This is a genomic window from Bradyrhizobium genomosp. I (2014) (assembly GCF_000261685.1).
In the GTDB taxonomy this organism is placed as follows: Bacteria; Pseudomonadota; Alphaproteobacteria; order Rhizobiales; family Xanthobacteraceae; genus Bradyrhizobium.
Genome location: NZ_AJQE01000194.1, coordinates 1 through 25,223 on the forward strand (window position 1 = coordinate 1; position 25,223 = coordinate 25,223).

The 25,223-nt window shown below is 65.5% G+C and carries 23 protein-coding genes; 9 read left to right on the top strand and 14 right to left on the bottom strand.

The window, feature by feature from the left end; translation table 11 throughout:
* Window positions 1-345, bottom strand: a 345-nt coding sequence (locus IC50_RS18685) for an SDR family NAD(P)-dependent oxidoreductase (RefSeq protein ID WP_035707943.1), incomplete at its 3' end; no start/stop codon positions are given.
* A 309-nt stretch (window positions 346-654) separates the two neighbouring features.
* Between IC50_RS18685 and IC50_RS18690 the strand changes: the two genes are divergently transcribed.
* Complete coding sequence (locus IC50_RS18690; RefSeq protein WP_035707945.1) at window positions 655-1,614, top strand: lysylphosphatidylglycerol synthase transmembrane domain-containing protein; 960 nt, start codon at window positions 655-657, stop codon at window positions 1,612-1,614.
* Window positions 1,611-2,630 carry an MraY family glycosyltransferase gene (locus tag IC50_RS18695; protein WP_035707947.1) on the top strand — a complete coding sequence of 340 codons (1,020 nt, stop codon included), beginning with the start codon at window positions 1,611-1,613 and terminating at the stop codon, window positions 2,628-2,630. Before IC50_RS18690 ends, IC50_RS18695 begins: the two co-directional genes overlap by 4 nt.
* Here the strand turns inward: IC50_RS18695 and IC50_RS18700 are convergent.
* The 5 genes from IC50_RS18700 to rfaD form a co-directional block, all read right to left on the bottom strand.
* A complete protein-coding gene (locus tag IC50_RS18700; RefSeq protein ID WP_035707950.1) occupies window positions 2,618-3,565 on the bottom strand; it encodes an NAD-dependent epimerase/dehydratase family protein in 948 nt (315 codons plus the stop codon). The genes IC50_RS18695 and IC50_RS18700 overlap by 13 nt on opposite strands.
* 82 nt (window positions 3,566-3,647) lie before the next feature.
* A complete protein-coding gene (locus tag IC50_RS18705; protein ID WP_035707952.1) occupies window positions 3,648-5,561 on the bottom strand; it encodes an SDR family NAD(P)-dependent oxidoreductase in 1,914 nt (637 codons plus the stop codon).
* 125 nt (window positions 5,562-5,686) lie between these two features.
* The gene (locus IC50_RS18710) at window positions 5,687-6,940 is read right to left on the bottom strand and encodes an O-antigen ligase family protein (RefSeq protein ID WP_050991031.1); all 1,254 of its coding nucleotides are present in this window, start codon (window positions 6,938-6,940) and stop codon (window positions 5,687-5,689) included.
* A gap of 41 nt (window positions 6,941-6,981) precedes the next feature.
* Window positions 6,982-8,466, bottom strand: a complete 1,485-nt coding sequence (rfaE1, locus tag IC50_RS18715) for a D-glycero-beta-D-manno-heptose-7-phosphate kinase (protein ID WP_035707959.1) — start codon at window positions 8,464-8,466, stop codon at window positions 6,982-6,984.
* Between the two features lie 12 nt (window positions 8,467-8,478).
* Window positions 8,479-9,459 carry an ADP-glyceromanno-heptose 6-epimerase gene (gene rfaD, locus IC50_RS18720; RefSeq protein WP_035707962.1) on the bottom strand — a complete coding sequence of 327 codons (981 nt, stop codon included), beginning with the start codon at window positions 9,457-9,459 and terminating at the stop codon, window positions 8,479-8,481.
* A 160-nt stretch (window positions 9,460-9,619) separates the two neighbouring features.
* Between rfaD and waaF the strand changes: the two genes are divergently transcribed.
* Window positions 9,620-10,690 carry a lipopolysaccharide heptosyltransferase II gene (gene waaF, locus IC50_RS18725; protein WP_035707965.1) on the top strand — a complete coding sequence of 357 codons (1,071 nt, stop codon included), beginning with the start codon at window positions 9,620-9,622 and terminating at the stop codon, window positions 10,688-10,690.
* Window positions 10,691-10,867: 177 nt separating this feature from the next.
* On the opposite strand, the gene IC50_RS18730 is transcribed toward waaF, so the two are convergent.
* Window positions 10,868-11,905: a glycosyltransferase family 4 protein gene (locus IC50_RS18730; RefSeq protein WP_035707968.1), complete on the bottom strand. Its 1,038-nt coding sequence runs from the start codon at window positions 11,903-11,905 to the stop codon at window positions 10,868-10,870.
* 126 nt (window positions 11,906-12,031) lie between these two features.
* Between IC50_RS18730 and galE the strand changes: the two genes are divergently transcribed.
* From galE to IC50_RS18745, 3 genes are all read left to right on the top strand, one after another.
* Window positions 12,032-13,045 carry a UDP-glucose 4-epimerase GalE gene (gene galE, locus IC50_RS18735; protein WP_035707971.1) on the top strand — a complete coding sequence of 338 codons (1,014 nt, stop codon included), beginning with the start codon at window positions 12,032-12,034 and terminating at the stop codon, window positions 13,043-13,045.
* A 118-nt stretch (window positions 13,046-13,163) separates the two neighbouring features.
* Window positions 13,164-14,966 carry an ABC transporter ATP-binding protein gene (locus IC50_RS18740; protein WP_035707974.1) on the top strand — a complete coding sequence of 601 codons (1,803 nt, stop codon included), beginning with the start codon at window positions 13,164-13,166 and terminating at the stop codon, window positions 14,964-14,966.
* A 36-nt stretch (window positions 14,967-15,002) separates the two neighbouring features.
* Window positions 15,003-15,704: a fumarylacetoacetate hydrolase family protein gene (locus IC50_RS18745; protein WP_028179464.1), complete on the top strand. Its 702-nt coding sequence runs from the start codon at window positions 15,003-15,005 to the stop codon at window positions 15,702-15,704.
* Between the two features lie 54 nt (window positions 15,705-15,758).
* Here IC50_RS18745 and IC50_RS18750 read toward each other — a convergent pair whose 3' ends face one another.
* The 4 genes from IC50_RS18750 to IC50_RS18760 form a co-directional block, all read right to left on the bottom strand.
* On the bottom strand, window positions 15,759-16,217 hold the full coding sequence (locus IC50_RS18750; protein WP_035707976.1) for a YybH family protein: 459 nt from the start codon (window positions 16,215-16,217) through the stop codon (window positions 15,759-15,761).
* A 16-nt stretch (window positions 16,218-16,233) separates the two neighbouring features.
* Window positions 16,234-17,163 (bottom strand): aspartyl/asparaginyl beta-hydroxylase domain-containing protein, encoded by a 930-nt coding sequence (locus tag IC50_RS18755; RefSeq protein WP_035707979.1) that lies wholly within the window; start codon window positions 17,161-17,163, stop codon window positions 16,234-16,236.
* A gap of 141 nt (window positions 17,164-17,304) precedes the next feature.
* Window positions 17,305-17,460 (bottom strand): hypothetical protein, encoded by a 156-nt coding sequence (locus tag IC50_RS42510; protein WP_014493894.1) that lies wholly within the window; start codon window positions 17,458-17,460, stop codon window positions 17,305-17,307.
* Window positions 17,461-17,607: 147 nt separating this feature from the next.
* Window positions 17,608-18,531, bottom strand: coding sequence for a LysR family transcriptional regulator (locus tag IC50_RS18760; RefSeq protein ID WP_035707981.1), 924 nt, complete (start codon window positions 18,529-18,531; stop codon window positions 17,608-17,610).
* A gap of 315 nt (window positions 18,532-18,846) precedes the next feature.
* On the opposite strand from IC50_RS18760, the gene IC50_RS18765 reads away from it, so the two are divergent.
* Genes IC50_RS18765 through IC50_RS18775 form a run of 3 tightly spaced genes read left to right on the top strand, consistent with a single transcriptional unit; the run spans window position 18,847 to window position 21,070 of the window.
* Window positions 18,847-19,557 carry an SDR family NAD(P)-dependent oxidoreductase gene (locus IC50_RS18765; protein WP_035707983.1) on the top strand — a complete coding sequence of 237 codons (711 nt, stop codon included), beginning with the start codon at window positions 18,847-18,849 and terminating at the stop codon, window positions 19,555-19,557.
* Between the two features lie 16 nt (window positions 19,558-19,573).
* On the top strand, window positions 19,574-19,810 hold the full coding sequence (locus tag IC50_RS18770; RefSeq protein WP_193374135.1) for a tautomerase family protein: 237 nt from the start codon (window positions 19,574-19,576) through the stop codon (window positions 19,808-19,810).
* Between the two features lie 30 nt (window positions 19,811-19,840).
* Entirely contained in the window at window positions 19,841-21,070 is a 1,230-nt protein-coding gene (locus IC50_RS18775) for a YbfB/YjiJ family MFS transporter (protein WP_035707990.1), read from the top strand.
* A 19-nt stretch (window positions 21,071-21,089) separates the two neighbouring features.
* Here the strand turns inward: IC50_RS18775 and IC50_RS18780 are convergent, their stop codons facing one another.
* The 3 genes from IC50_RS18780 to metK form a co-directional block, all read right to left on the bottom strand.
* Window positions 21,090-22,550, bottom strand: coding sequence for a flavin-containing monooxygenase (locus IC50_RS18780; protein WP_035707993.1), 1,461 nt, complete (start codon window positions 22,548-22,550; stop codon window positions 21,090-21,092).
* A 160-nt stretch (window positions 22,551-22,710) separates the two neighbouring features.
* Window positions 22,711-24,132 carry an adenosylhomocysteinase gene (ahcY, locus tag IC50_RS18785; RefSeq protein ID WP_035707996.1) on the bottom strand — a complete coding sequence of 474 codons (1,422 nt, stop codon included), beginning with the start codon at window positions 24,130-24,132 and terminating at the stop codon, window positions 22,711-22,713.
* A gap of 124 nt (window positions 24,133-24,256) precedes the next feature.
* On the bottom strand, window positions 24,257-25,223 hold a 967-nt coding region (metK, locus tag IC50_RS18790), incomplete at its 5' end, for a methionine adenosyltransferase (protein WP_035707999.1).

The following is a 25,223-nucleotide window of genomic DNA, read 5'->3' on the forward strand; positions in this document are numbered from 1 at the left end:
CTCGAGCACGTTGAGAAAGCCCTGGAGATTGGAATCGGCGTAGGCGTGCGGCTGCTCGATCGAGTGGCGCACGCCGGCCTGCGCCGCGAGATGCACGACTTTGGCAAAACGATGTTGCGCAAACAGCCTCGCCATCGTCTCGCGGTCGGCGAGGTCGGCCTCGACGAAGGAGAAGCGGGAGTCGCTCTTCAGCAGCGCAAGGCGCGCTCGCTTCAGCGCCGGATCGTAATAGCTGTTGAGATTGTCAAGCCCGACGACGGGACGGCCTTCGCCCAGGAGCTGCCTGGCGACGTGGCAGCCGATGAAGCCGGCGGCACCCGTGACCAAAATCGCCTGATCCATCATCCTGTTCCCTGGGGATCCCTAAAGCATGATCCGGAAAAGTGCGCAGCGGTTTTCCGAAAAGATCATGCTTAAACAACAACCTAAAGCGCGATGACGATTCATCCTGATTGCATCGCGCTTTAGCCGGATCCTGTTTAGCCGCCGGCCTGATGGGGTCGCAATAGGCTCGCTGCTGCTCATGAGGGCTCTGCCAGCGCCCCCGACGACGCCTATTGCAAGATCGGCGCCAAGACCATACCAAAGCGGCCGAATTCGGCGCCTCGCGTCGGGTTGCCTCAAATCTTCGCAAACCCTGTTCATGCGGACGAGATGCGCCGAATCCTGCTGTCGACGGCCAAGATCCTGATTTCCGCGGCGCTGCTCTATCTGGCGCTGCGCAAGGTCGACCTGTCCGAACTGTTTTCGCGCTTCACCGTGACCAGCCTGTTCTGGATCGGCGTGGCGATCGCGGTCACGTTCCTGCAGATCTTCGTTGGCGTGCTGCGCTGGCGCGAGATCAGCGCCGTCTGCGGTGCGCCGCTCGAGCTCGGCCGCGCCATGCGCTACAACGTGATCGGATCGTTCTTCAACCAGACCCTGCCGTCGGCGATCGGCGGCGATGCGGTCCGGCTGTGGCTGGTCGCGCGCGCCGGCGCCGGGTGGCGCGCGGCGACCTACTCGATCTTCGTCGACCGCGCGATCGGCTTGATCGCGCTCGCGGTCCTGATCGTCGCCAGCCTGCCCTGGAGCTACACCCTCATCACCGATCCGCACGGGCGCTCGGCCCTGCTGCTCCTCGACCTCCTGGCGCTCGCCGGCGGCATCGGCTTTCTGATTTTCGGCGCACTGAAATGGCCCTGGCTGAAGACCTGGTGGGCGACGCATCACATTCACGCCTGCGCCGTCATCGCCAATCGCGTGATCTTCAGCCGCACCCGCGGGCCGGTCATCGCAATCCTGTCGGTCCTCGTTCACGTGCTGGCCGTCGTCATCGCCTGGTGCGTCGTTCAGTCGATTGCGGCCCCGGTTCGCTTCAGCGACGTCTTTCTGCTGGTGCCGCCGGTGATGCTGATCACGATGATGCCGATCTCGATCGCCGGCTGGGGCGTACGTGAAGCCACGATGAGCCTTGCATTCGGCTTCGCGGGACTTGCCGCCAGCGAGGGCGTCAACGTCTCGCTGCTGTTCGGCGCCGTGTACTTCATTGTCGGTGCGGTCGGCGGCCTGGTCTGGATCCTCAGCGCGGAGAAAGCAGCGCAAGGGTCGGCCCCGATCGGAGTGCCGGAGTGAGCCCTGCCACCGACGCCCTCGCCGCCGCGCCTTCGCTGCTTGCCGTCGCTATCGCCGCGCTGATCTCGGCGCTCGTCACCTGGACCGGCCGTCCCCTGCTGCAGCGCTACGCACTGGCGCGGCCGAACGCGCGCTCCTCGCATCGCATTCCGACCCCGCAGGGCGCGGGCATCGCGGTGATCGCAGCAACGCTCCTGGTCGCCTCGCTGTGGGCCGCCTGGGCGAACGTCGCGATTCCGCCGGTGCTGATCGGCGCGACGGTGCTGATCGCGCTGGTCGGCTTTGCCGACGACATCAAGTCGCTGCCGGTGATCGTGCGGCTGGTGCTGCAGGCGGCCTGCGTCGGCGCCGTCGTGTTCACTTCGCCCGAGACCGCGCGCATCGTGCCGGCGCTGCCGCTTGCTCTGGAGCGCGGCCTCATCGTCCTTGCCGGGGTCTGGTTCGTGAACCTCGTCAACTTCATGGATGGGCTCGACCTGATGACGGTGGCGGAAGTCGCGCCGGTCACCTCTGCGCTGCTGCTGCTGGGAATGCTCGGGGATCTCTCATGGCCGGCCGTGCTGATCGCCACCGCGCTGTGCGGAGCCATGCTCGGCTTTGCGCCGTTCAACCGTCCCGTCGCAAGAGTCTTCCTGGGCGATGTCGGCAGCCTGCCGATCGGCCTCCTGCTCGGCTGGTGCCTGCTGGAGCTCGCCTTTCGGGGACATCCGGCCGCGGCGCTGCTGTTGCCCGCCTATTATCTTGCGGATTCCACCATCACGCTGTTTCGGCGCATCATCAGGCGCGAACCGTTCTGGTCGGCGCACCGCACGCATTTCTACCAGCGCGCCACCGACAATGGGTTCACGGTGCCGCAGGTGATCGGCGAGGTCTTCCTGCTCAACCTCGTGCTCGCCGGGCTCGCCATCCTCACCATCCGCGCCGCAGCCCCGGCGATCATCACGCTCGCGCTCGTCGCCGGCGCGCTCGCGGTCGGATTCGTGCTGCGCCGCTTCTCCCGGCCTCAGGGCTCCTGATCCGACACCGCCAGGCGCAAGCCCTCCTCGAGGGTGACCTGCGGCTGCCAGCCGGTTGCGATCGCCTTCGAGATGTCGAGCTCGAGCGAGCCGATCAGGCCATCATGCATATCCCGACGGCCCATCACGCGAAGGGCCGCGCTGAGCAGGTTTGGCGGCATGCCGAACAGCCGGGCAGTCCTGCCCGAGGCTCTCGCCAGGCACGCGATGAATTCGGGCGTCGAGACCCGCTCCCGGTCGGCGAGCAGGAAGATCTCGAAATTGCTCGCGGGGTCGGGATGGCCGAGCCGGTGCAGGATGAACGACGACAGGTTCTGCACGGAAAGAAAGTTGCGACGATTGCGGATTGCCGCAAAGGGCAGCGGCAATCCCCGCCTCACCGCGCGCGTCAGCAGCGCGAAATTGCCCTTGGCGCCCGCGCCATAGATCAGCGGCGGCCTGATCACCGAGATTTTCATGTCGCTGTCGCGCGCCAGCGCCCTCAGGCCCGCCTCGGCCTCGGCCTTGGACGTGCCGTAGACACCGCGCGGCGTCGGGACATCGCTCTCGCTGAACGGCGGACGGCCGTCATTGCTGCGGCCGTGAACGAGAACGGTGCTTATGAAGATGAACTGGCGCACGCCGGCCATCGCCGCGGAGCGCGCCAGATGCAGCGTGCCGTCGACATTGACGTCGCGGTAGAGCTCGACCGCGTGCTCCTCGTTCTTGTAGTGCACCCGCGCGGCGAGATGGACGACGGCGTCGACGCCATCGAGCGCGGCCTGCCAGTCGGTGTCGGGGCCGATCGGCTTGATCACGACCTCGCCGTCGGTCCCGTCCGGGCTGCGGACCGCACGGCGGACCGACCAGCCCTGCCGCGTCAGCGCAGGCACGATATGGCGGCCAAGGAAGCCGCTCGCCCCCGTCACCAGCGCGACCGGCCTTGTCTCGCTCATCGTCGCCCCGTCGGAGCAGCGTTGCGCAACAAGTCGGACGAAGCGGCACAGGCGACGACGATCTTGCCTCGAGGCTGCATGGTCAGGCCGCGGTCGATCCGAATTCGGGCACCGCATCCTTCAGGATGGTCCTGATGGTGGCGCGATCGTCGCGCGCGATCGCCTGCTCGAGCGCCGCGATCCATTTGCGCAGCGTCTGCATCGGCGGCTCGTTGGGCTGCGCCGCCATGATGCCGGCAACGCCGATCTCGCGGGTCGGCTCTTCGGAGGCAAACAGGATCTCGTGCAGGCGCTCGCCCGGCCGCATGCCCGTGAACACGATCTCGATGTCGTAGCCCGGCTGAAGCCCGGAGAGCCGGATCATGCGTTCGGCGAGATCGACGATCTTCACCGGCTGGCCCATGTTGAGCACGTAGACCGAGACGTCCGAATGCTGCGCTCCGAGCGCGTGCGTTGCCGCCGTGATGACGAGATCGCAGGCTTCGCGGATGGTCATGAAATAGCGGACCATGTCGGGATGCGTCACGGTCACGGGGCCGCCGGCCTCGATCTGGGCCTTGAACTTCGGCACCACCGAGCCGTTCGAGGCCAGAACATTGCCGAACCGGACCGAGATCAGCCGCATCGGCGGCTTGGCGCCGCTGCTCGCCGCCGCAAGATCACGGTCGAGCGCCTGGCAGTACATCTCGGCGAAACGCTTGGTCAGGCCGAGCATCGACACCGGCTCGATCGCCTTGTCGGTCGAGATCATCACCATGGCTTCCGCGCCGGCGGCAAGGGCTGCGTCGGCCACGTTGATCGAACCGAAGATGTTGGTCTTGACGCCCTCGCTCCAGTCGCGCTCGAGGATCGGCACGTGCTTGAGCGCCGCGGCATGGAACACGATGTCCGGCTTGAACTCGGCCATCAGACGCGCGATGCGCTCGCGGTCGCGAATGTCGGCGATCCGCCCTTCGATCTGAGCCGCCGTGCCATGCGCAGCGAGCGCTTCCGTGACCGCGTAGAGCGCCGGTTCGGAATTCTCTACGATCAACACCCGCGCGGCGCCGAAAGCGACGACGCGCTCGCAGATCTCGGAGCCGATCGAGCCGCCGCCGCCGGTGACGATCACCGCCTTGCCCCTGATCAGGGTTTCGAGGCGTACATGGTCGATCTTCTCGCTCGGCCGCAGCAGGAGGTCTTCGACCGCGACAGCCGTGAGCCGCGGCGTGTCGCCGCTCTCGAGCGAGGGCATGCGGTTGACGATCACGCCCAATTTGCGCGCCCGCATCAGGATCGATTCCGGATGCGCCTCCGGCTCGAACGCCGATGGCGTCATCACGAGGCGGGCTATCGGCTTGTTGCGCTTGGCGAAGTCCGCGATGATGTCCTCGACATCGTCGATGCCGCCCAGCACCGGCAGGTTGCGGATGATCTGGCCCCGATCCGCCAGCGACGGCGACAATACGCCGACTGGCCAAATCCGCTTGATCGCCCCGCTCTCGATTCCACGCAGCAGCACCTCAGCATCCGCGGCGCGGCCGATCAGCAGCGTCGGCGCGGCGTCATCGGTCCTCGCATGACGCCGCACCCGCGTATAGCGGAAATAGCGATAAGCCATGCGCAGCGCGCTGAGAAAGAAGATCTCCAGGAACCAGTAGAGGACGATCGTCACCTTGCCGAGGAAGAAGGCGCCACGGACGTTGGGCGCGACGAAGACGTAGTCGAGCACGAGCAGCGCAACCGTCAGCACGGTCGCCGCGCGAATGATGTTCAGCGCGTCCGGCAGTGAGATGAACCGCCATTTCGTCGTGGTCAGGTTCAAGACGAAGAACACGACCACGCTGAAGGCAAGAAAATACGGCAGGATCTGGAACAGCAGCGGCAAGCGTTCGAAGAAGCCCTCGCCGCCCTCGAATCGCAGATAGAAGGCGGCAAAGAGCGCCGCCGTGGTCGCCATCAGGTCGTGGAGCGCGATCAGGAAATTGCGCGAGGTGAGATGCGAAAGACGCGTCATCCGCCGACCGATGAAAACCCTGTTAGATGCAACCCGACCGCGCTGATAGCCCATCTCGCCGGGACATGCCAGCGAAGGCTTGCGAGATGACGTTCCCGGTCGAGCCCTGCGGCCGCCGGCGCCGTTCAGGAACCCGCCTCGTCCGGCTTCGCCCCGCCCTGTCGTGCCCGGATCACCATGCCGCCGGCAACGCCGACGCCGATGACGTACATCCAGCCCTCGTGGAAGTCGAACAGATGCGAGTTGAACAGCGACGTGAAGACGTTCTGCACCACCACAAGGAGCCCGATCCAGTCGGCAAGCCCCTCGCCGCGAAACAACAGCAGATGCAGGATCCAGATCGCGTAGAGAATGGCGATGCCGATGACGCCCCATTGCACGGCGACGTTCAGCGTCTGGTTATGCGGATTGCCGATCACTTCGGCGGACGCCTGGTAATGACCACTGGGCGTCGCGACCCGCTCGAACAATCCGCGCGTCGAGCCGGTGCCGTGGCCCATGATCGGCGCCTCCGCGAAGAAGCCGAGCGATTTCCGCCAGAATTCGAGCCGCAGTCCCATCGAGGTCGGCTCGCCCCGCTCCACATAGCCCCTGTAGTCCCCGGCAAACCTCTCCGCGGTCTGCCGCAGATGCGACGAGGCCTGCCAGGCAAGAACGGCTCCGGCGAGCAGGGCGGCGGAGATGATCGCAATGCTGCGCCCTCTCAGGTGAAGCAACGCGAACACGCCGAACATGATCGGAATGGTAACGAGCGCCGTGCGCGACACCACCACGAAGACCATGTTGACGAAGAAGCTGAGCGCGAGCGCCGTGAGCAGGGCGGCGAGCCAGTACCGCTTCTCGCGCAGCAGCATCACGATCGGATAGGCGAGCGCGACCGCGCAGAGTGCGAACTCCTGGCTCTGGTCGATGTAGTTCTTGACGAAGATGCCGCGCTCGGCCGGATCGGTCTTGAGCGCAAGATTGGGATAGAAGGCGACCAGCCACGACATCACCGACAACAGCGCGCAGGACACCAGAAAGGCGATGAACACCCAGTGCCCGCGCGGCGAGCGCTCGAAATGATAGAGCAGGACCGGCAGCACGAGCAGCTTGACGGTCGGATTGATCGCATAGAAGCGCGCGCCCCAGGCCGCATCCGACCACAGCGTCCCGACCAGCGCGAGAACGACCAGCGCGATCGGCGCCGCACAGATCGGACGCTTCAGCGATTGCAGGAAGGAGCGGAGGTCGAGGAACGGCACCATGCAGAGCAGCATCAGCGCGTTGAAGATCCCCGCAAGCGACGTCGACCAGGGCAGCGAGGCCGCGGTCAGGATCGCAAACAGGTCGACCGTCTCGCGCCAAGCCGCCGGGCTGCGCAGGCGCCGCCGCAACATCTGGCCGGGGGTCTCCCGGGCAAGTGCCGTCGATTGGCTTGTCACTTGCCCCCTCCCCGGGCGCGATGAACCAGCGCCGTCGTGCTGAAGCCCTGGAGGATGTCGACCAGCACGACTGTTCCGCCCGCGACCTCAACGACCTCGTGGCCGACGACCTGCTCGCGCGTGTAGTCGCCGCCCTTGACCAGCACGCCGGGCTTGATCCTGGTGATCAGGTCGATCGGCGTGTCCTCCGCGAAGATGACGACCAGATCGACGGCCTCCAAGGCGGCGAGCACCTCGGCACGCGCGCGCTCGTCCTGCACCGGACGATCGGCGCCCTTGAGCCGCCGCACCGAGGCGTCGCTGTTGAGCCCCACGATCAGGCGGTCACAGGCCGCGCGCGCCGCGGTCAGCACCTTGACGTGACCGGGATGGAGGATGTCGAAACAGCCATTGGTGAAGCCGACGCGCTGGTCTTGCCTCTTCCATTCGGCGAGCTGCGCGTCGAGCGCGGCCGGATCGAGCACGATCTTCTCCTCGGCCGCGAGAGTGGCATGCGGCAGGATCTTTCGCCGCAGCTCGGCCGCGCTCACGCTGACGGTGCCCTGCTTGCCGACGGCGACGGCGGCGGCGGCATTGGCCACGCGCAGCGCCGTGTCCCAGTCCGCACCGGCCGCAAGCGATACCGCGAGCGCGGCGGCGACGGTATCACCGGCGCCGGAGACGTCGCGCACCTTCACCGGGAAAGCCGGAACGTGCACGGCCGCGCCGTTGCGCGGCACCAGCGTCATGCCGTGCTCGCCCTGCGTGACGAGAATCGCCTCGCAATCGGCGAGCCGCATCACGTCCTCGCTGGCCTCGACGATGCTCTGCACCGTCTCGGCACGGCTGCGGGTCGCTTCCGAAAATTCCTTGCGGTTGGGCGTCAGCAGCGTGGCACCGCGATAGATTGCCCAGTTCAGGCTCTTGGGATCGACGACCACGGGCTTGCCGAGCTTTCGCGCGGCATCGATGGTGTGGCGGATCACGCGGGCGGTCAGCACGCCCTTGGCGTAGTCGGACAGCAGCACGATGTCGGCGCGCGCGATCCGCGGCAGGATCGCGTCGATCAATTTCGTTTCGATGTCATCGGACGCGGGCAGCGCCTGCTCCCAATCCGCGCGCAGCATGTGCGTGGAAAAATGCTCGGAGACGAAGCGGGCTTTTCGCGTGGTCGGCCGCGAGGGGTCGCACACCAGCACGCTTTCGATGCCGGCCTGCTCACCCAGCGCCGATGCCAGCCGCTTGCCCGCATCGTCCTCGCCGACGAGGCCGACGAAGATGCAGCACGCGCCGAGCGAAGCGACATTGCGCGCGACGTTGCCGGCGCCGCCGATGTGAATCTCGCTGCGCTGTGCGGCGATGACCGGCGTCGGCGCTTCCGGCGAGATCCGCGACACCTCGCCATAGACGAACTCGTCCAGCATGATGTCGCCGATGCACAGCACCGTGCGGCCTGAGATCGTTTGCGCGAGGGCGTCGAAATCGAGAATGGGCGTCGCCATGATCAAAAAGCCTCAGCGGAAGCGGTCGGGCCGGTCGAGATAGTCCCCGACATAGACCTTCACCGCGTCCTCGAGCGTCGTGAAGCCGCCGTTATAGCCGGCGCGGCAGAGGCGATCGACCTCACTCTGGGTGAAGTACTGGTAGCTGTTGCGGATGCTCTCGGGCATGTCGATGTATTCGATGTTGGGCCTGGTGCCGAGCGCGGCGTAGGCGGCCAGCATGAGGTCCTTGAAGCTGCGCGCCTTGCCGGTGCCGACGTTGAACAGGCCGGACACCGATGGCGTCGCCAGCAGCCACATGATGACGCGCACGACGTCGTCGACATAGATGAAGTCGCGGCGCTGGTCGCCGTCTTCAATGCCCTCGCGATGCGACTTGAACAGCTGCACGACGCGGCCCGCCTTGACGTCGTCGAACCGCCGCGCCAGCACGCTCATCATCGAGCCCTTGTGGTACTCGTTGGGGCCGAACACGTTGAAGAACTTCAAGCCTACGCATTGCGGCGGCAGCGGATCGCCGTTCGCCACGCGCCCAGCAACCGCGAGATCGAACAGGTGCTTGCTCCAGCCGTAGAGATTCATCGGCCGCAATTTCTTCAGCGCCGGCAGCGAGGCGTCATCGCCAAAGCCGGCCTCGCCGTCGCCATAGGTCGCCGCCGAGGAGGCATAGATGAACGGCACCGCGTTCATCGTGCACCAGTCGAGAAGGCGCATCGACAGGCGGAAATTGGTCTCGATGACGAGGTCGCCGTCGGTCGCGGTGGTCGCGGAGATCGCCCCGAGATGGATCATGGCCTCTAACTTGCGGCCCGTCAGCCAGTCGGGCAGCTCAACCGGGGGAACGATATCCACAAGCTGCCGCTTGGCGAGGTTGCGCCACTTGCCCTCGGTGCCGAGCAGGTCGCAGACCACGACGTCGCTGCGGCCGGCCTCGTTCAGCGCAGCCACGACATTCGATCCGATAAAACCGGCCCCGCCGGTCACCAGCAACATTCCAATTACCTGCCCGATTTTCTTGGTGCCCGGTCCTGCCGTAGCGCATGATCCGCCAAAGTGTAAGCGGTTTTGGGATTGCGCTTCTGCCGGCTTTACCTGCCGGTCCGGAGCGGCTACCGAACCGCCAACATCAGCAGGTCTTCGGCCCTATTAACAAATGAATAATGATTCACAATTTGTTGGAGATGCAGACCGGAGCGACACGCGCCCGATCCTGATTATTCCCTACATGTGGATCGGTGATTTCGTGCGGAATCATACCGTGGTGCGGGTCCTGAAGGAGCGCTGGCCGAACCGGCCGGTCGATCTCCTGACCACGTCGCTGTGCGCCCCGCTGATCGACTACATGCCCGGCGTACGCGCTGGCATCGTCTGGGACATGCCGCGTGGCCGGCTGGCAGTTAGCCGCCAGTTCGGCCTGGCAAAGCTCCTTCGGAAGCGGAACTACGGCACCGCGCTGGTGCTGCCCCGGACCTGGAAGGCGGCGATCGCGCCGGCGCTGGCCGGTATTCCTGAACGGGTCGGCTTCGTCGGCGAGTTCAGGTTCGGCCTGATCAACCGCTGGCGCTGGGGCGAGAAGAAGCTGCCCCGCTTCATCGACAAGAACGCCGCGCTGGCCCAGCCCGACGGTGCTCCCCTGCCGCCGGAATGGCCGGTGCCGCAACTGCGGGTCCCGGCCGAGGAGATCGTCCGCTGGCGGCAGGCCAACGGCCTCAGCGCCGGCGCCGCCGTGGCGCTCGCCCCAGGCTCGGTCGGCGTCTCGAAACGCTGGACCTACTATCCCGAGGCCGCCCGCCTGCTGGTCGAGCGCGGGCTGGAGGTCTGGGTGGTCGGCGGCCCCGCCGAAAAGGGCCTCGCCCAGGAGATCGTCGCCGCGGGCGGCCCGGCGGTGCGTGACCTCACCGGCACCGATCTGCGCAACGGCGTGCTGGCCATGGCCGCGGCCGGCGTTGCGATCTCCAACGATTCGGGCCTGATGCACATCGCAGCCGCCCTGGGCACGCCCACCATGGGCATCTTCGGCCCCACCAGCCCCTATCTTTGGGCTCCCCTCAACGGCCTTGCGGCAACCGTGGTGCAGGACAAGGAGGTGCTGTCCTGCCAGCCCTGCCAGCGCACGACCTGCAAGATGAACGACCACCGCTGCATGCGGGATATCGCGGCGAGCGAGGTGGTAGGGATTGCGCAGAGGGTGCTGATGGAGGCGGGGGCAAGGGCGATGACGTGAGGCGATCGGGGCTCGCGCCGATGGTGACATCATGCCAGTGTTTTGCCCGACAAGTCAAACGCGATTCGAAAAATCCGCAATCAATCAAGCTCTCGGCCAAGCCATTGATCTTGCTGACCCCGGCTACTGTGCATGGGGTTATTTTCGCGATTTTTGTTTGCGCCCCCGGAAACCGCATCAGAGCAGCGGCCGATAGACCTCACCGATCCGCACCGCCTCGGCATCGAGGCTGAACCGTTCAAGCACCCGCGCCCGCCCGCGCTCGCCCATCACTGTGGCGGCGGCCACGTCGCGCATCAGCGGCTCCAGCGCCGCAGCGAGCGCGTCGGCATCACCCGTCGGGATCAGCACGCCGGTGACGCCATCCTCGACCACGAGCTCCGCCGCGCCCGCGCGTGCGGCAACGAGCGCGCTGCCGGCCGCCATCGCTTCGATCAGCGTCAGGCCAAAACCTTCGTTGCGCGAGGTGAAGGCGTAGATCGTCAGCCGCTGATACCAGCGCTGCACCGCTTCGATCGGCAATTCGCCGGTGATGACGATGCGCGTTTGCAGATTGGCGGCTTCGATCCGCTTCTTCAGGTCGTTGGCAAAGGGCGTGTGCTCTGGCGTGACCTGACCGACGATGACGGCGGTGAAATCGGGATAGCGCGGCAACAGACGGCACATCGCATCGACGAACACATCGGTGCCCTTCTGCGCGCGCACGCGGCCGAAGCAGCCGATGGCGTAGCGGCCCGGCAGGCCGCTTTCGGCAAAGGCCGCAGCGCGATCGGTCGACGGCGCGTAGACGTCGGTGTCGACGCCGTGCGGGATCACCGTCGCCTTCACCTTCAGAAACGAGGCCGAGAGATCTGATGTCGCGATGATCGCGTCCATGCGCCGGATCAGCCAGCGCGTGATCCAGCTGTGATGCCGCTGCGCCGCCGAGGTGAATACGAGCTTCAGCGGCCAGCCGAGCGTGCGCAACGCGACGCCCGCGATCATCTCGTTGTTGCGGCGCGCATGCCAGATCACGGGCCGCTTGCGGCGCCACAATTTCAGAAAATCGGCAATGCTCAGCCGCGCGATCCCCTCCGGCGCGTCCGAGCCGAACCAGGCGGCGCGAAACAGCCTCGCCAGCCGCGGCGCCACCATCCGATTGGTGGCGGTGACCCCGGAATAGCGCCTGTGCAGATTTGGCACGATCACTTCGAGATCATCAGGGGGATTCGCCACGTCATGCTCCGTTTGACAGGCCCCCTATACGCAACATTAAGCATAGTGGCCAGTTCAGCCGCGCCGATACCCCCTCTTCACCACGCAAGCGTTAGCTTTGCGCGTTGATCGAAGACGGGTGAGATCATGACTGTGCTAGTCACCGGCGGAGCCGGCTACATTGGAAGTCACACGGTCCTGGCGCTGGCGGAAGCCGGCGAGGACGTCGTCGTGATCGACGATCTCTCCACCGGTTTCTCGGCCTACCTGCCCGAAGGCGTGCCGCTGTTCATCGGCGATGCCGGCGACGAAAACCTGCTCGAAGGCGTGATCGCCCAGCACGACATCGAGAGCATCATCCATTTCGCCGGCTCGGTCGTCGTGCCGGACTCGATGCGCGATCCGCTCGGCTACTACCGCAACAACTTCATGACCGCGCGCAACCTGCTCAACGTGGCGGTCAAGCGCGGCATCGGCCGCTTCATCTTCTCCTCGACCGCGGCCGTCTACGGCAATCCGGACCAGGTGCCGGTGCCCGAGCACGCGCCGACGCGGCCGCTGTCGCCCTACGGCTCGTCCAAGCTGATGACCGAGATCATGCTGCACGACGCTGCCGCCGCCTACGGCATGCAATACGTGACGCTGCGTTACTTCAACGTCGCCGGCGCCGATCCGCAGGCGCGCATTGGGCTCGCCACCGTCGGCGCCACGCATCTGCTCAAGATCGCGGTGGAAGCCGCGACCGGCCAGCGCGCCAAGATCGACGTGTTCGGCACCGACTATCCGACGCCGGACGGCAGCTGCATCCGCGATTTCATCCACGTCACGGACCTCTCGCAGGCCCATCGCTCGGCCCTTGCCTATTTGCGCAACGGCGGCGCCTCGACGACGCTCAACTGCGGCTATGGCCGCGGCTATTCGGTGCTGGAGACCATCGATGCGGTGCGCCGCGTTTCGGGCCGCAGCTTCGCCGTGCAATACGCGCCGCGCCGCCCCGGCGACATCATGACCATGGTCGCCGACACCAGCCGCATCCGCAGCCTGCTCGACTGGCGGCCGCAATACGAGGACCTCGAGACCATCGCCGCGCACGCGCTGGCCTGGGAGGACAAGCTGTTCCGCGAGCGCCATGGCGAGCTCCGCCACGCCGCCTCGGCCTAGAATCATCCCAAGCGCAAGCCCTTAATTGGGCTTGAAAAACCGTAGCTGAGCGGGCACAGAGGCCCATCGATCCCTGACGCGCGGGCAGGCTTTGTCCCGCGCCGTCAATGGACACCGGATGGCCCAGTTTCCAAAGAAAATCACCGACGATCCCTATGCGGCAGCGGTCCTGATTCGCCGCCTGCTCACGGAACAGGGCATCGTCTACTGGCGGCGCTACCTCGTCGCCTTCGCGCTGATGGCGCTCGCCGCAGGCGCGACCGCAGGCGCGACCTATGTGCTCGGCCAGGTCATCAACCAGGCCTATGTCGACAAGAACATCCCTGGCATCGCGATGTTCTCAGGGCTGACCGTCGCGTTGCTCTTCATCAAGGGCGTGGCGACCTACGGCCACATGGTGATCCTGACCAAGATCAGCAACGCCATCCTCGCCACCAACCAGCGCCAGCTGTTCGCCAAGCTGATGCGCGAGAGCGTCGGCTTCTTCTCCGAGCGGCATTCCTCCGAGTTCCTGGCGCGGCTGACGGCCGGCGCGAAATCCATCACCGACGTGCTCAACATGCTGGTCAACGCCATCGGGCGCGACCTGTTGATGCTGCTCGCCATGATCGGCGTGATGGTGTGGCAGGACCCGCTGATGTCGTTCATCGGCCTCGTCGCGGTGCCGCCGGCGATGCTGGTGCTGCGCAAGCTGGTCAAGCGCATCAAGGGCCTCGCCTTCAACCAGTTCACCGGCACCGCCGACATCATGGAGACGATGCAGGAATCGCTGCAGGGCATCCGCACCGTCAAGGCGTTCACGCTCGAAGAGGCCATGCAGGCCCGCATCGACGAGAACATCGCGATCGTCGAGCGCAACGCCAACAAGATGGCCCGCGTCGCCAACCGCTCCAACCCGCTGATGGAAATGCTCGGCGGCTTCGCGGTCGCCGGCTGCCTGATGTACGGCGGCTATGCCGTGGTCGCGCTCAACGCCACGCCCGGCGCGTTCTTCTCCTTCATGACCGCGTTCCTGATGGCGACCGAGCCGGCCAAGCGGCTGGCGCGGCTCAACATCGACCTCAACAGCCAACTGGTGGGCGCCCGCATGCTGCTCGAAGTCGTCGACAGCCCGGCGAGCGAGCGCTCCGACGACGACAAGCCGGCGCTGAAGCTCACCGACGCGCGGATCGAGCTGCGCGACGTCAGCTTCTCCTATCGCAATGGCGAGACCGTCCTCAACCGCATGAGCTTCACGGCCGAGCCCGGCAAGGTCACCGCACTGGTCGGCCCCTCAGGCGGCGGCAAGTCGACCGTGCTGGCGCTGCTCTTGCGCTTCTACGAGGTGACGCAGGGCGACATCGTGATCGACGGCCAGTCGATCGGCGCGGTCTCGCGCAAATCGCTGCGGGCGCAAACCGCCTATGTCGGCCAGGACGTCTATCTGTTCCGCGACACCATCCGCAGCAACATCGCCTTCGGCCGGCCGGGTGCGAGCGAGGACGAGATCGTCGACGCCGCGAAGGCCGCCTGCGCGCACGACTTCATCATGGGCTTCCCGCTCGGCTACGACACGCCGGTCGGCGAGCACGGCACGCAGCTGTCCGGCGGCCAGCGCCAGCGCATCGCGGTGGCGCGTGCGCTGATCAAGAACGCTCCGATCATCCTGTTGGACGAAGCCACCGCAGCGCTCGATTCCGAATCCGAGCGGCAGGTGCAGGAGGCGATCGAGCATCTCTGCCGGAACCGCACCACCATCGTGATCGCGCACCGCCTGCACACCATCATGCACGCCGACGCCATCCTGGTGGTCGAGGGCGGCGAGATCGTCGAGCAGGGCCGCCACGACGAGCTGCTCCGCCGCGGCGGCCGCTACGCCTCGTTCTTCCGCCTGCAGCACCACGATTCCGGCGCTCTGGCGCCGATCAGCGCAACCGCCTAGAGTTCTTCGTCAACCTCAAGAGCCGCGAGACCTTACATGAACGCCGCCTCCTACGTCATCCCGCTTCCGCCCCAGGCTTCGCTTCCCGTCGTCGGCGAGAGCGGCCGTTATCCGGTGCGCCGCATCTGGTGCGTCGGCCGCAACTATCTCGAGCACATCCGCGAAATGGGCAACGACGAGCGCGCCCCGCCGTTCTTCTTCGCCAAGCATGCCGACATGCTGGTGCCCGATGGCGCCACCATTCCCTATCCGCCGCTGACCAAGGATTTGCATCACGAGGTCGAGCTGATCGTCGCGATGAAGAGCGGCGGCCTCAACATCCCCGCGGACAAGGCGCTGGACCACGTCTACGGCTACGCCGTCGGCATCGACCTCACCCGCCGCGATCTCCAGATCGCCTCGCGCAAGAAGGAGCGTCCCTGGGAGATCGGCAAGTCGTTCGACTATTCGGCGCCCTGCTCCGCGGTGCAACCGGCCTCGAAGATCGGCCATCCTTCCAAGGGCAAGATCTGGCTGACGGTCAACGGCAAGGAAGCCCAGAAGGGCGACCTTACCGAGTTGATCTGGAACGTGCCGGAGATCATCTGGCAACTCTCGCAGCAGGTGAAGCTCGCGGCCGGCGACATCATCATGACCGGAACGCCGGCCGGTGTGTCGCAGCTCCAGCCAGGCGACAAGCTCGAATGCGGCGTCGACGGCGTCGGCACACTGAAGGTGAGCATCGGCCAGCCGGAATAGGCTGCGCAAGCCCGGCAATCAAAAGGCCCCGGACCATCCGGGGCCTTTTTGTTTTCACCAGCCCTTCACCGGCCGGTTGGCGTGGCTTGCCTGCGGCACACCGCGGTTGAGCGACATGTGCGAATGCACGCACAGCCAACCGGCGCCATTTCTGGAAAACACCATCGTCGCCCGGCCCGGCCGCGGAAACGCGCCGCCATCGGGATGATAGCCCGTGCTCGTCCACGGCGCGATCACGGTTGCCATCACGCCGTCTGGCGATGCCAGAACGGAAGTCTGATCGAGGACGAAGCGGAAGTCGGTCGTCTTCGGCCAGACGTTGTCCCATTGCGTCTTGACCCATTGATCGAGGCCGGGGATGACGTCGTTGTGGGTGCCGAAGGCGAGCACGTCCGGATGGAAGAGCGGCCGCGCCGAAGCGTAGTCGACCTCGCGGACATAGCCCGCGAAGGTCTCCAGCCAGTTGCGGAAGAACTGCGTGGTCTCCGCGTCAGCAATCGGCAACGAGGCCATTGGCCGGATCATTCATTCACCGCAATGCCGACATCACGATGAGCCCGAGGATCAGAGCCGTCAGTGAGTATTTCAGCGTGTAGTAGACGTTGCGGTTCCACTCCTTGACCTTGCGGCTGCCGAGATGGATCTCGTAGAGCTTGCCGAACACCTTGTTGAGCACGCCGACATTCTCGCCGTCGACGTTCTGCGTTGCAGAGGCCTTGACGATGTGATGGCTGACCCAGCGGTTGATCGCGGTCATGAAGCCGTACTTCATCGGGCGCTCGACGTCGCAGAACAGGATGATGCGGTTGACGTCGGTCGCATTCTCGGCGCTGTGGATGAAGGTCTCGTCGAACATGAAGGCCTGGCCGTCGCGCCAGACGCATTCGACGCCGTCGACCAGGATGCGGCACTTGTTCGAATTCGGCGTGACGAGGCCGAGGTGATAGCGCAGCGAGCCCGCGAAGGGATCGCGGTGCGCGCCGAGCTTGCCGCCCGGCGGCAGCATCGCGAACATCGCGCCGTGCACGCTCGGGATCGACTTGAGCAGCTCCACCGTCTTCGGACATAGCGTGTTCGCCGACGGCAGGAAGTCGTCGTACCACTTCAGATAAAACCGCTTCCAGCCGCTCTTGAAGAACGAGTAGAAGCCCCAGTCATTGTTCTTGGCGGCGGCGCGGATGAAACCTTCGTCGAACAGGCGCACCGCCTCGTCGCGGATGGTTTCCCAGTTCTCGCTCAGCGGCTTCAGCTCGGGAAACTGCTCGACCGAGATCACCGGCTTGTTCGGCACCGCCGAGCCCGCATACATCAGCACGTTGTACGGCGCGAGATAGGTCGAGTGATCGCCGAGTTGGCGCGCGAAGCGCAGCCGCTGCTTGCCGCGGAAATGGACGTAGATCGTCGAGGCCGCAAGCACGTAAAGAATGACAAGTTGCGGCGCAAAAAGCTGTTTCAGCATATCCCCGTTCCCCAGTGACCCAGCCGGGGTGTCGTGTAGCTCGCTCAGGCGCCAGCGGCAAGATATTCGCCGGCGGGTTGCGGTCACACTGGGGAGAACAGGAGAATGGAACCGACGCCGAAACGGCCGAAACGAGCCGAATCAAGCCCGCGACAGCGCCTGGAGACCCTTGAATGTCAAACGCTTGGGATCGGTGACGCCGGCGAGATACAGCCGGCGGATGAATGCGATGACAGCATCCCGGTCGCAATCGGTCAGCGCGACGACGGCGTCGACCGCAATCTTCTGGGCTTCCATTGGGCTCACCTCGGCCTTGCGAGTAACCCCGGCCGAGACAGCCTAGGACTCATCCGTTAAATCGGCGTTAACCGTTCTGGAACCGTCGCCGATTCAGCCGGGCCGACGTATACGCAAAACAACGCATTGCGGGGGGCGCGAACCGGCTCAGCGCGCCTTGATGTTCCGCTTCAGCAACGCAAACTGCTTCTTCAGCCGGGGCACCGCGAAGTCGGTGAAGGCCCGCACCTTCGGCACCGAGAGCCGGCCCTGGGGGCAGATCAAATGCGCGGGCATCTCCGGGTCCTTGTCGTTGGCCAGTACGATCTCGAGCTCGCCGCGCGCGACCTGCTCGGCGACCTGGTACGAGTACATCCGCGCCACGCCGCGCCCGGCGACGGCAGAGGCCACTGCCGCATAGGTGCTGTTGACGACGAGCCGCGGGGTGAACTGCACCGAGCGCGGCACCGATGAACCCGCCTGCGGCGCGAAGGTCCAGGAATTGGGCAGGTGCGCCATGGCGACGATCTGGTGCTTGGCGAGATCGCCGGGCTCGCCGATGCGCGGATGCTGCTTCAGATAGCGCGGCGCTGCCACGACGACGCGGCTGATCTCGCCGACCCGCATGGCGATCATCGCCGAATCCGCGAGATGGCCAATGCGAAGCGCAACGTCGACGCCCTCCTCGATCAGATTGACCGTGCGATCGAACAGCAGGAGCTTGGCCGACACTGTCGGATAGGTGTCGAGAAATGCGTCGAGGATCGGCCGCAGGACCATCTCCCCCGACACCACCGGAGCGGTGATCGTGAGCAGGCCGCGCGGCGGCGTGCGCGGTCCGGCCGCGATGTCATCGGCCTCCTCGAGCTCGGTGAGCACACGGCGGCAGATCGCGGCATAGCGTTCCCCCTCCTCGCTCAGCTTGATCGAGCGCGTCGTCCGGTGCAGCAGCTCCGCGCCGACGCGCTCCTCCAGAAAGGCGATGGCCCGGCTCACCGCGGCCGGCGAGCGGCCGAGCTTGCGCCCTGCGGCAGCCAAGCTGCCCTCGTCCACCGCAAGAACGAACGCTTTCATCGCATCCAGACGATCCATTTCCTTCCCGTCGCCCCCCTGAGCTTCCGCCCGCAGGCTAAAGCATGATCCGGAAAAGTGCGCAGCGGTTTTCCGAAAAGATCATGCTTAAACAACAACCTACAGCGCGATGACGATTCATCCTAATCGCATCGCGCTTTAGGCGTTTCGGCGCAACCTCGACAACCACCGCCGGGCGCCGAGCCCGCATTCGTTCGCGCCGCGAAAGAGTGTCTGCCGGACGACGGATATTCGCACCGGGGCCGCCGCAGCGTACCTCAGCACGCAAGCCAGCCGCTGCTGGCGAGGTTTTCAAGCCAACCACAGGAGCCCATCATGGGCATCGAGCAGAAGGTCGCCATCATCACCGGCGCGTCGCAGGGTATCGGCGCCGCCCTGGTACAGGGTTTTCGCAATCGCAATTATCGCGTCGTCGCGACGGCGCGCTCCATCAAGCCGTCGGGCGACGACGACATCCTCGCCGTACCCGGCGACATCGTCGACCGGGCCACCGCCGAGCGCGTCGTCTCGCAAGCCATCGCCCGCTTCGGCCGCGTCGACACGCTGGTCAACAATGCCGGCATCTTCGTCGCAAAGCCGTTCACGCAATACACGGCCGAAGACTATGCGGCGGTGATGGGAACGAACGTCGCGGGCTTCTTCAACATTACGCAGCTCGCCATCGCGGAGATGGAGAAACAGGGCTCCGGCCACATCGTCCAGATCACCACCACGCTGGTCGATCAGGCCAATTCCAACGTGCCCTCGGTGCTCGCTTCGCTGAGCAAGGGCGGACTGAACGCCGCGACCAGGTCGCTTGCGATCGAATACGCCAGGCGCGGCATCCGCGTGAATGCTGTGGCGCCCGGCATCATCAAGTCGCCGATGCACGCGGTGGCGACGCATGCGCAGTACGGCGCGATGCATCCCCTGGGCCACATGGGCGAGATGTCCGACATCGTCGATGCCGTGCTCTATCTCGAGAGCGCCTCCTTCGTCACCGGCGAGATCCTGCATGTCGACGGCGGCCAGAGCGCCGGCCATTGAGCCGAGGAGACGCACGATGCCCATCGTCACCATTCAAGTGACCCGCGAGGGAGCGACGCCGGGCGCGGCGTCGCTCACGGCCGAGGAGAAGGCCGCGCTGATCAAGGGTTCGAGCCAGCTCCTGCTCGACGTGCTCGGCAAGCCGCTCGATTCCACCTTCGTGGTGATTGAGGAGGTGGACACCGACAATTGGGGCTGGGGCGGCCTGCCGGTGCAGGAATTCAGGCGCCGCCGTGCCGCCCAGACAGGATGATCCGCGCCCCCTTGCGCGCGGGAGGATGAAATGACCAACGCAGAGACGAAGCGACACGTCGAGACCCGTCCGCAACCGCGGCCCGGCTCGGCCTCCCGAGCAAGCTGGCGGTATGCCGTGGCCGGTTTGTCCGCATCGCTGGTCGGGCTCGGCCTTGCCCGCTTCTCCTACACGCCCCTGATCCCGGCTTTGATCGCCGCAAAATGGTTCAGCCCATCCGACGTCGTCTATCTCGGCGCCGGGAACCTCGCCGGCTATCTCGCCGGCGCACTCGCAGCACGAGCGCTTGCCACCCGCATCGGCACAGTCCGCGCGTTAAGGGCGATGATGCTGCTCGCCACTCTCTCCTTCTTCGCCAGCTCGGCTCCGTTGTCGTTCAGCTGGTTTTTCGCGTGGCGTTTCCTCGCCGGTCTCACCGGCGGCATCATCATGGTGCTGGCGGCGTCCGTCATTCTGCCGCATATCTCGGCCGCGCGGCGCGGCATCGTCGGCGGTGTGATCTTCGCCGGGGTCGGCCTCGGGGTCGCGGCATCGGGCACGCTGGTGCCATTGTTGCTGCAACAGGGTTTGCAGCAGAGCTGGTATGGCCTCGGCATGCTCTCCGCCCTGCTCACGCTCGCGGGTTGGTGGAACTGGCCTGCTGAGACCAGGGCCGATGCTGCGCCTTCGCATCAAGCCAAACCCCATCGCGCCTCGCCGGCCGCCCGCGCGCTGCTGGTCCAGTATGGCCTTAATGCGGTGGCGCTGGTGCCGCACATGGTGTTCATCGTCGACTTCGTAGCGCGCGGCCTTGGCCAGGGCATTGCCGCAGGATCGCGCTATTGGGTGCTGTACGGCCTCGGCGCGATCGTCGGCCCGCTGGTCACCGGTCATCTCGGCGACCGCTCAGGTTTCGGCCCGGCGCTCCGCGCGGCCTTCCTGATCGAGGCGGCCGCGGTGCTGCTCCCGACCGTCAGCACCGCACCGCTCTCACTGATCGTGTCGAGCGTCGTGGTCGGCGGCTTCACGCCCGGCATCGTACCGCTGGTTCTGGGGCGCATCCATGAGCTCGTGCCTCACTCCAGCCAACAGCAACGCGCGATATGGAGCCATGCCACCACCAGCTTTGCGCTGTTCCAGGCGGCCGCCGCCTACGGCTTCTCCTGGATCTACGCCCAGACGGGCGGCGATTATCTGGCGCTGTTCGGCCTCGGCGGCGGCGCTGTGATGCTGGCGCTCGCGATCGATCTTGGGTTCGCGCTCACCACGCGCAAGGCATAGCTGCCAGCGAGCGGCGCGATCAGGAATATTGCATCACGCCGTCGTCGATCCGGCCGAAGCGCAGGGACACGATGTCGAGCGCATAGTTCTGGTGCAGCCGCCACGGCCGCTTGGAGCCCTGCTTCGGCAGCATTGCGACCGAGCGCTGCACGTAGCCCGAGGTGAAATCGAGCGAGGGCTGCGCGGCGACTTCAGGATCGTCATTGTGCGGCATGCACTGGCGGAAATTATGCCGGTCCATGTAGTTGATGAGACGGCAGACATATTCGCAGGTGAGATCGCATTTCAGCGTCCAGGATGCATTGGTGTAGCCGAACGCCGAAGCCATGTTCGGCACGTCGGCATACATCATGCCCTTGTAGGTCAGCGTCTTGGCAAAATCGACGGCACGACCGTCGACGCTGACCTCGAGGCCGCCGACGACCTGCAGCACCAGGCCGGTCGCCGTCACGACGATGTCGGCTTTGAGCTCGCGGCCGTCCTTGAGGCGGATGCCGTCATGCGTGAACGTATCGATCTCGCTGGTGACGACGCCGGCGCGCTGCTCGCGGATCGCCTTGAACAGGTCGCCGTCGGGCACCAGGCAGAGCCGCTGGTCCCAGGGATTGTAGCGCGGCGTGAAATGGGTCGCGACGTCGTAGTCGGAGCCGAGCGCCATCCGCACGCCCTTGAGGATGAGGTCCTTCACCTTCGCAGGCCTGCGTCGGCTGAGCTGGAAGAAGAACATTCCCCACATCACGTTGCGCCAGCGGATCAAATGATAGGCGAGCCGCGCCGGCAGATTGCGGCGCAGCTTGTTGGCGACGGGATCCTGCGCCGGCCGCGAGACGACATAGGTCGGCGAACGCTGCAACATGGTGACCTGCGCAGCCTTCCTGGCAAGCTCCGGCACCAGCGTCACCGCGGTCGCGCCGGATCCGATCACGATGACGCGCTTGCCCGCATAGTCGATATCCTCGGTCCATTTCTGCGGATGCACGATGCGGCCGGTGTAGTCCGCAACGCCCTTGAACTTCGGCGTGTAGCCCGCGTCGTATTTGTAATAGCCCGAGCACATGAACAGGAAATTGCAGGTGAACCGAACGAGCTCGCTCGCGCCCTCGCCCGCGATGCGCTCGGCCTCGACGGTCCAGCGCGCCTCACTTGTCGACCACGAAGCGCGCTTGACGCGGTGACGATAGCGGATGTGCCTGTCGATGCCGTTCTCGGACGCGGTCTCGCGCACATAGTTCAGGATCTGCGGCCCGTCGGCGATCGCCTTCGGATCGGTCCACGGCTTGAAGGAGTAGCCGAGCGTGAACATGTCGCTGTCGGAGCGGATGCCGGGATAGCGGAACAGGTCCCAGGTGCCGCCGATGCAGTCGCGCCCCTCGAGGATGACGTAGCTCTTGGCCGGGCACTTCGTCTGCAAATGATAGCCCGCGCCGATGCCTGATAGCCCGGCGCCGACGATCAGCACGTCGACATGTTCTGGTTGCATGGTTTCCTCCGCCGCCGGCGAGTGTCCGCCCGCCGCCGCTGGCCGTCAATCGGCAATCAGCCGTTCTGCAACTGAAAAGCGAGCCGAATTCCATGCGCCGAAACAACGAAGCCCCGGACTGCTCCGGGGCTTCGCGTCGGTGATCGATCAGATCGGTGGATCAGTAGCGGTAGTGATCTGACTTGTACGGACCTTCCTGCTTCACGCCGATATAGTCGGCCTGGTCCTTGCGCAGCTCGGTGAGCTTGACGCCGATCTTGGCGAGGTGCAGGCGCGCGACCTTCTCGTCGAGCGTCTTCGGCAGCACGTAGACCTTCTTCTCGTACTTGCCGTCCTTGTTGTTGGCGAACAGCTCGATCTGCGCCAGCGTCTGGTTGGTGAAGGATGCCGACATCACGAAGGACGGATGGCCCATGGCGTTGCCGAGGTTCACGAGGCGGCCTTCCGACAGCATGATGATGCGGTGCTTGTCGGGGAATTCGATCTCGTCGACCTGCGGCTTGATGTTGGTCCACTTCAGATTGCGGAGCGCCGCGATCTGAATCTCGTTATCGAAGTGACCGATGTTGCAGACGATGGCGCGATCCTTCATCGCGCGCATGTGCTCGATGGTGATGATGTCCTTGTTGCCGGTGGCGGTGACGAAGATGTCGGCGCGGGGCGCGGCGTCTTCCATGGTCACGACCTCGTAGCCCTCCATCGCGGCCTGCAGCGCGCAGATCGGATCGACTTCCGACACCATGACGCGGCAGCCGGCCTGGCGCAGCGAGGCCGCCGAGCCCTTGCCGACGTCGCCGAAGCCGGCGACCATCGCCACCTTGCCCGACAGCATCACGTCGGTGCCGCGGCGGATGCCGTCGACCAGCGATTCACGGCAGCCATAGAGGTTGTCGAACTTCGACTTGGTCACGCTGTCGTTGACGTTGATGGCCGGCCACAGCAGCGTGCCCGCCTTCTGCATGTCATAGAGACGATGCACGCCCGTGGTGGTCTCTTCGGAAACGCCCTTGATGCTCTTGGCGATGCCGGCGAAGTAGCCCTTCGGCTTCTCCTTGAGCTGCTTCTTCAGAAGTGCGAAGAAGACTTCCTCTTCCTCGGAGCCGGGCTTGTCGAGGAAGGCGGCGTCGCCGTTCTCGGCGCGCAGGCCGAGATGGACGTACATGGTGGCGTCACCACCGTCGTCGAGGATCATGTTCGGGTGACCGCCGCCGTGCCAGTCGAACAGCTTTGCGGTGTAGTCCCAGTACTCGGTCAGCGTCTCGCCCTTGACGGCGAAGACGGGAATGCCGGCGGCCGCGATCGCGGCGGCAGCATGATCCTGCGTCGAATAGATGTTGCAGGAGACCCAGCGAATGTCGGCGCCGAGCGCTGCCAGCGTCTCGATCAGCACGCCGGTCTGGATCGTCATGTGCAGGGAGCCGGCGATGCGCGCGCCCTTCAGCGGCTGCTTCGGGCCGAACTCCTCGCGGGTGGCCATCAGGCCGGGCATCTCGGTCTCGGCGAGCGAGAGCTCCTTGCGGCCGAAATCGGCGAGCGAAATGTCCTTGACGATGTAATCGGTGAAGCCGGGCTTGGCGTTCATAGGGGGTTCCTGTCTGTTTGGCTCGTCATTCCGGGCCGCTCGCGACAAGAGCGAACCCGGAATCCGTAAGGTTCGAGATTCCGGGTTCGCCGCTGTCGCGGCGCCCCGGAATGACGCAAGAGAACTAGAGCGCGCGCTTGAGCTGCTCGACGAGGTCGGTCTTCTCCCAGGAGAAGCCGCCCTCGTTGTCGGGCGTGCGGCCGAAATGGCCGTAGGCCGCGGTGCGCGCGTAGATCGGGCGGTTGAGGTCGAGATGGGTGCGGATGCCGCGTGGCGTCAGATCCATCGCCTGCGCCGCCGCCTTCTCGAGCTGCTCCTCCGGCACCTTGCCGGTGCCGTGGGTATCGATGTAGATCGACAGCGGGCGCGCCACGCCGATGGCGTAGGCGAGCTGGAGCGTGCAGCGGTCGGCAAGACCGGCGGCAACGATGTTCTTGGCGACGTAGCGCGCGGCATAGGCCGCCGAACGATCGACCTTGGTCGGATCCTTGCCGGAGAACGCGCCGCCGCCATGCGGCGCCGCGCCGCCATAGGTGTCGACGATGATCTTGCGGCCGGTCAGGCCGGAGTCGCCATCGGGACCGCCGATGTAGAACTTGCCGGTCGGGTTGATGTGCCAGATCGTCTTCGACGTGATCCAGTCTTTCGGCAGTGCCTCGCGCACATAGGGCTCGACGATGTCGCGCACCTGCTTGGAGGTGAGGTCCTCGATCAGATGCTGGTGCGAAACCACGATCTCGCGCACGCCGACCGGCTTGCCGTTCTCGTACTGCACCGTGACCTGGCTCTTGGAATCCGGACCGAGCACCTTCTCCTTGCCGGAGTGACGGGCTTCGGAGATCAGGCGCAGGATCTTGTGGGCGTAGAAGATCGGCGCCGGCATCAGATCGGGCGTCTCGTTGGTGGCGTAACCGAACATGATGCCCTGGTCGCCCGCGCCTTCTTCCTTGACCTCGCCCGGCTGCAACGCATCGACGCCCTGGGCGATGTCGGCCGACTGCGGATGCAGCAGGATCTCGATGTCGCAGGTCTTCCAGTGGAAGCCCTCCTGCTCATAGCCGATGTCCTTGATCGCGCCCCGGACGACGCTC

Bases quoted from the DNA above. Each gene is read 5' to 3' on its own strand.
- IC50_RS18780 (WP_035707993.1), bottom strand. From the start codon at position 22,550: ATGCAACCAGAACATGTCGACGTGCTGATCGTCGGCGCCGGGCTATCA.
- rfaE1 (WP_035707959.1), bottom strand. From the start codon at position 8,466: ATGGCGACGCCCATTCTCGATTTCGACGCCCTCGCGCAAACGATCTCA.
- rfaD (WP_035707962.1), bottom strand. From the start codon at position 9,459: ATGTTGCTGGTGACCGGCGGGGCCGGTTTTATCGGATCGAATGTCGTG.
- IC50_RS42510 (WP_014493894.1), bottom strand. From the start codon at position 17,460: ATGGAAGCCCAGAAGATTGCGGTCGACGCCGTCGTCGCGCTGACCGAT.
- IC50_RS18690 (WP_035707945.1), top strand. From the start codon at position 655: ATGCGCCGAATCCTGCTGTCGACGGCCAAGATCCTGATTTCCGCGGCG.
- IC50_RS18760 (WP_035707981.1), bottom strand. From the start codon at position 18,531: ATGGATCGTCTGGATGCGATGAAAGCGTTCGTTCTTGCGGTGGACGAG.
- galE (WP_035707971.1), top strand. From the start codon at position 12,032: ATGACTGTGCTAGTCACCGGCGGAGCCGGCTACATTGGAAGTCACACG.
- IC50_RS18755 (WP_035707979.1), bottom strand. From the start codon at position 17,163: ATGCTGAAACAGCTTTTTGCGCCGCAACTTGTCATTCTTTACGTGCTT.
- IC50_RS18775 (WP_035707990.1), top strand. From the start codon at position 19,841: ATGACCAACGCAGAGACGAAGCGACACGTCGAGACCCGTCCGCAACCG.
- IC50_RS18740 (WP_035707974.1), top strand. From the start codon at position 13,164: ATGGCCCAGTTTCCAAAGAAAATCACCGACGATCCCTATGCGGCAGCG.
- IC50_RS18700 (WP_035707950.1), bottom strand. From the start codon at position 3,565: ATGAGCGAGACAAGGCCGGTCGCGCTGGTGACGGGGGCGAGCGGCTTC.
- IC50_RS18750 (WP_035707976.1), bottom strand. From the start codon at position 16,217: ATGGCCTCGTTGCCGATTGCTGACGCGGAGACCACGCAGTTCTTCCGC.
- ahcY (WP_035707996.1), bottom strand. From the start codon at position 24,132: ATGAACGCCAAGCCCGGCTTCACCGATTACATCGTCAAGGACATTTCG.
- IC50_RS18770 (WP_193374135.1), top strand. From the start codon at position 19,574: ATGCCCATCGTCACCATTCAAGTGACCCGCGAGGGAGCGACGCCGGGC.
- waaF (WP_035707965.1), top strand. From the start codon at position 9,620: ATGAATAATGATTCACAATTTGTTGGAGATGCAGACCGGAGCGACACG.
- IC50_RS18710 (WP_050991031.1), bottom strand. From the start codon at position 6,940: ATGTTGCGGCGGCGCCTGCGCAGCCCGGCGGCTTGGCGCGAGACGGTC.
- IC50_RS18765 (WP_035707983.1), top strand. From the start codon at position 18,847: ATGGGCATCGAGCAGAAGGTCGCCATCATCACCGGCGCGTCGCAGGGT.
- IC50_RS18745 (WP_028179464.1), top strand. From the start codon at position 15,003: ATGAACGCCGCCTCCTACGTCATCCCGCTTCCGCCCCAGGCTTCGCTT.
- IC50_RS18705 (WP_035707952.1), bottom strand. From the start codon at position 5,561: ATGACGCGTCTTTCGCATCTCACCTCGCGCAATTTCCTGATCGCGCTC.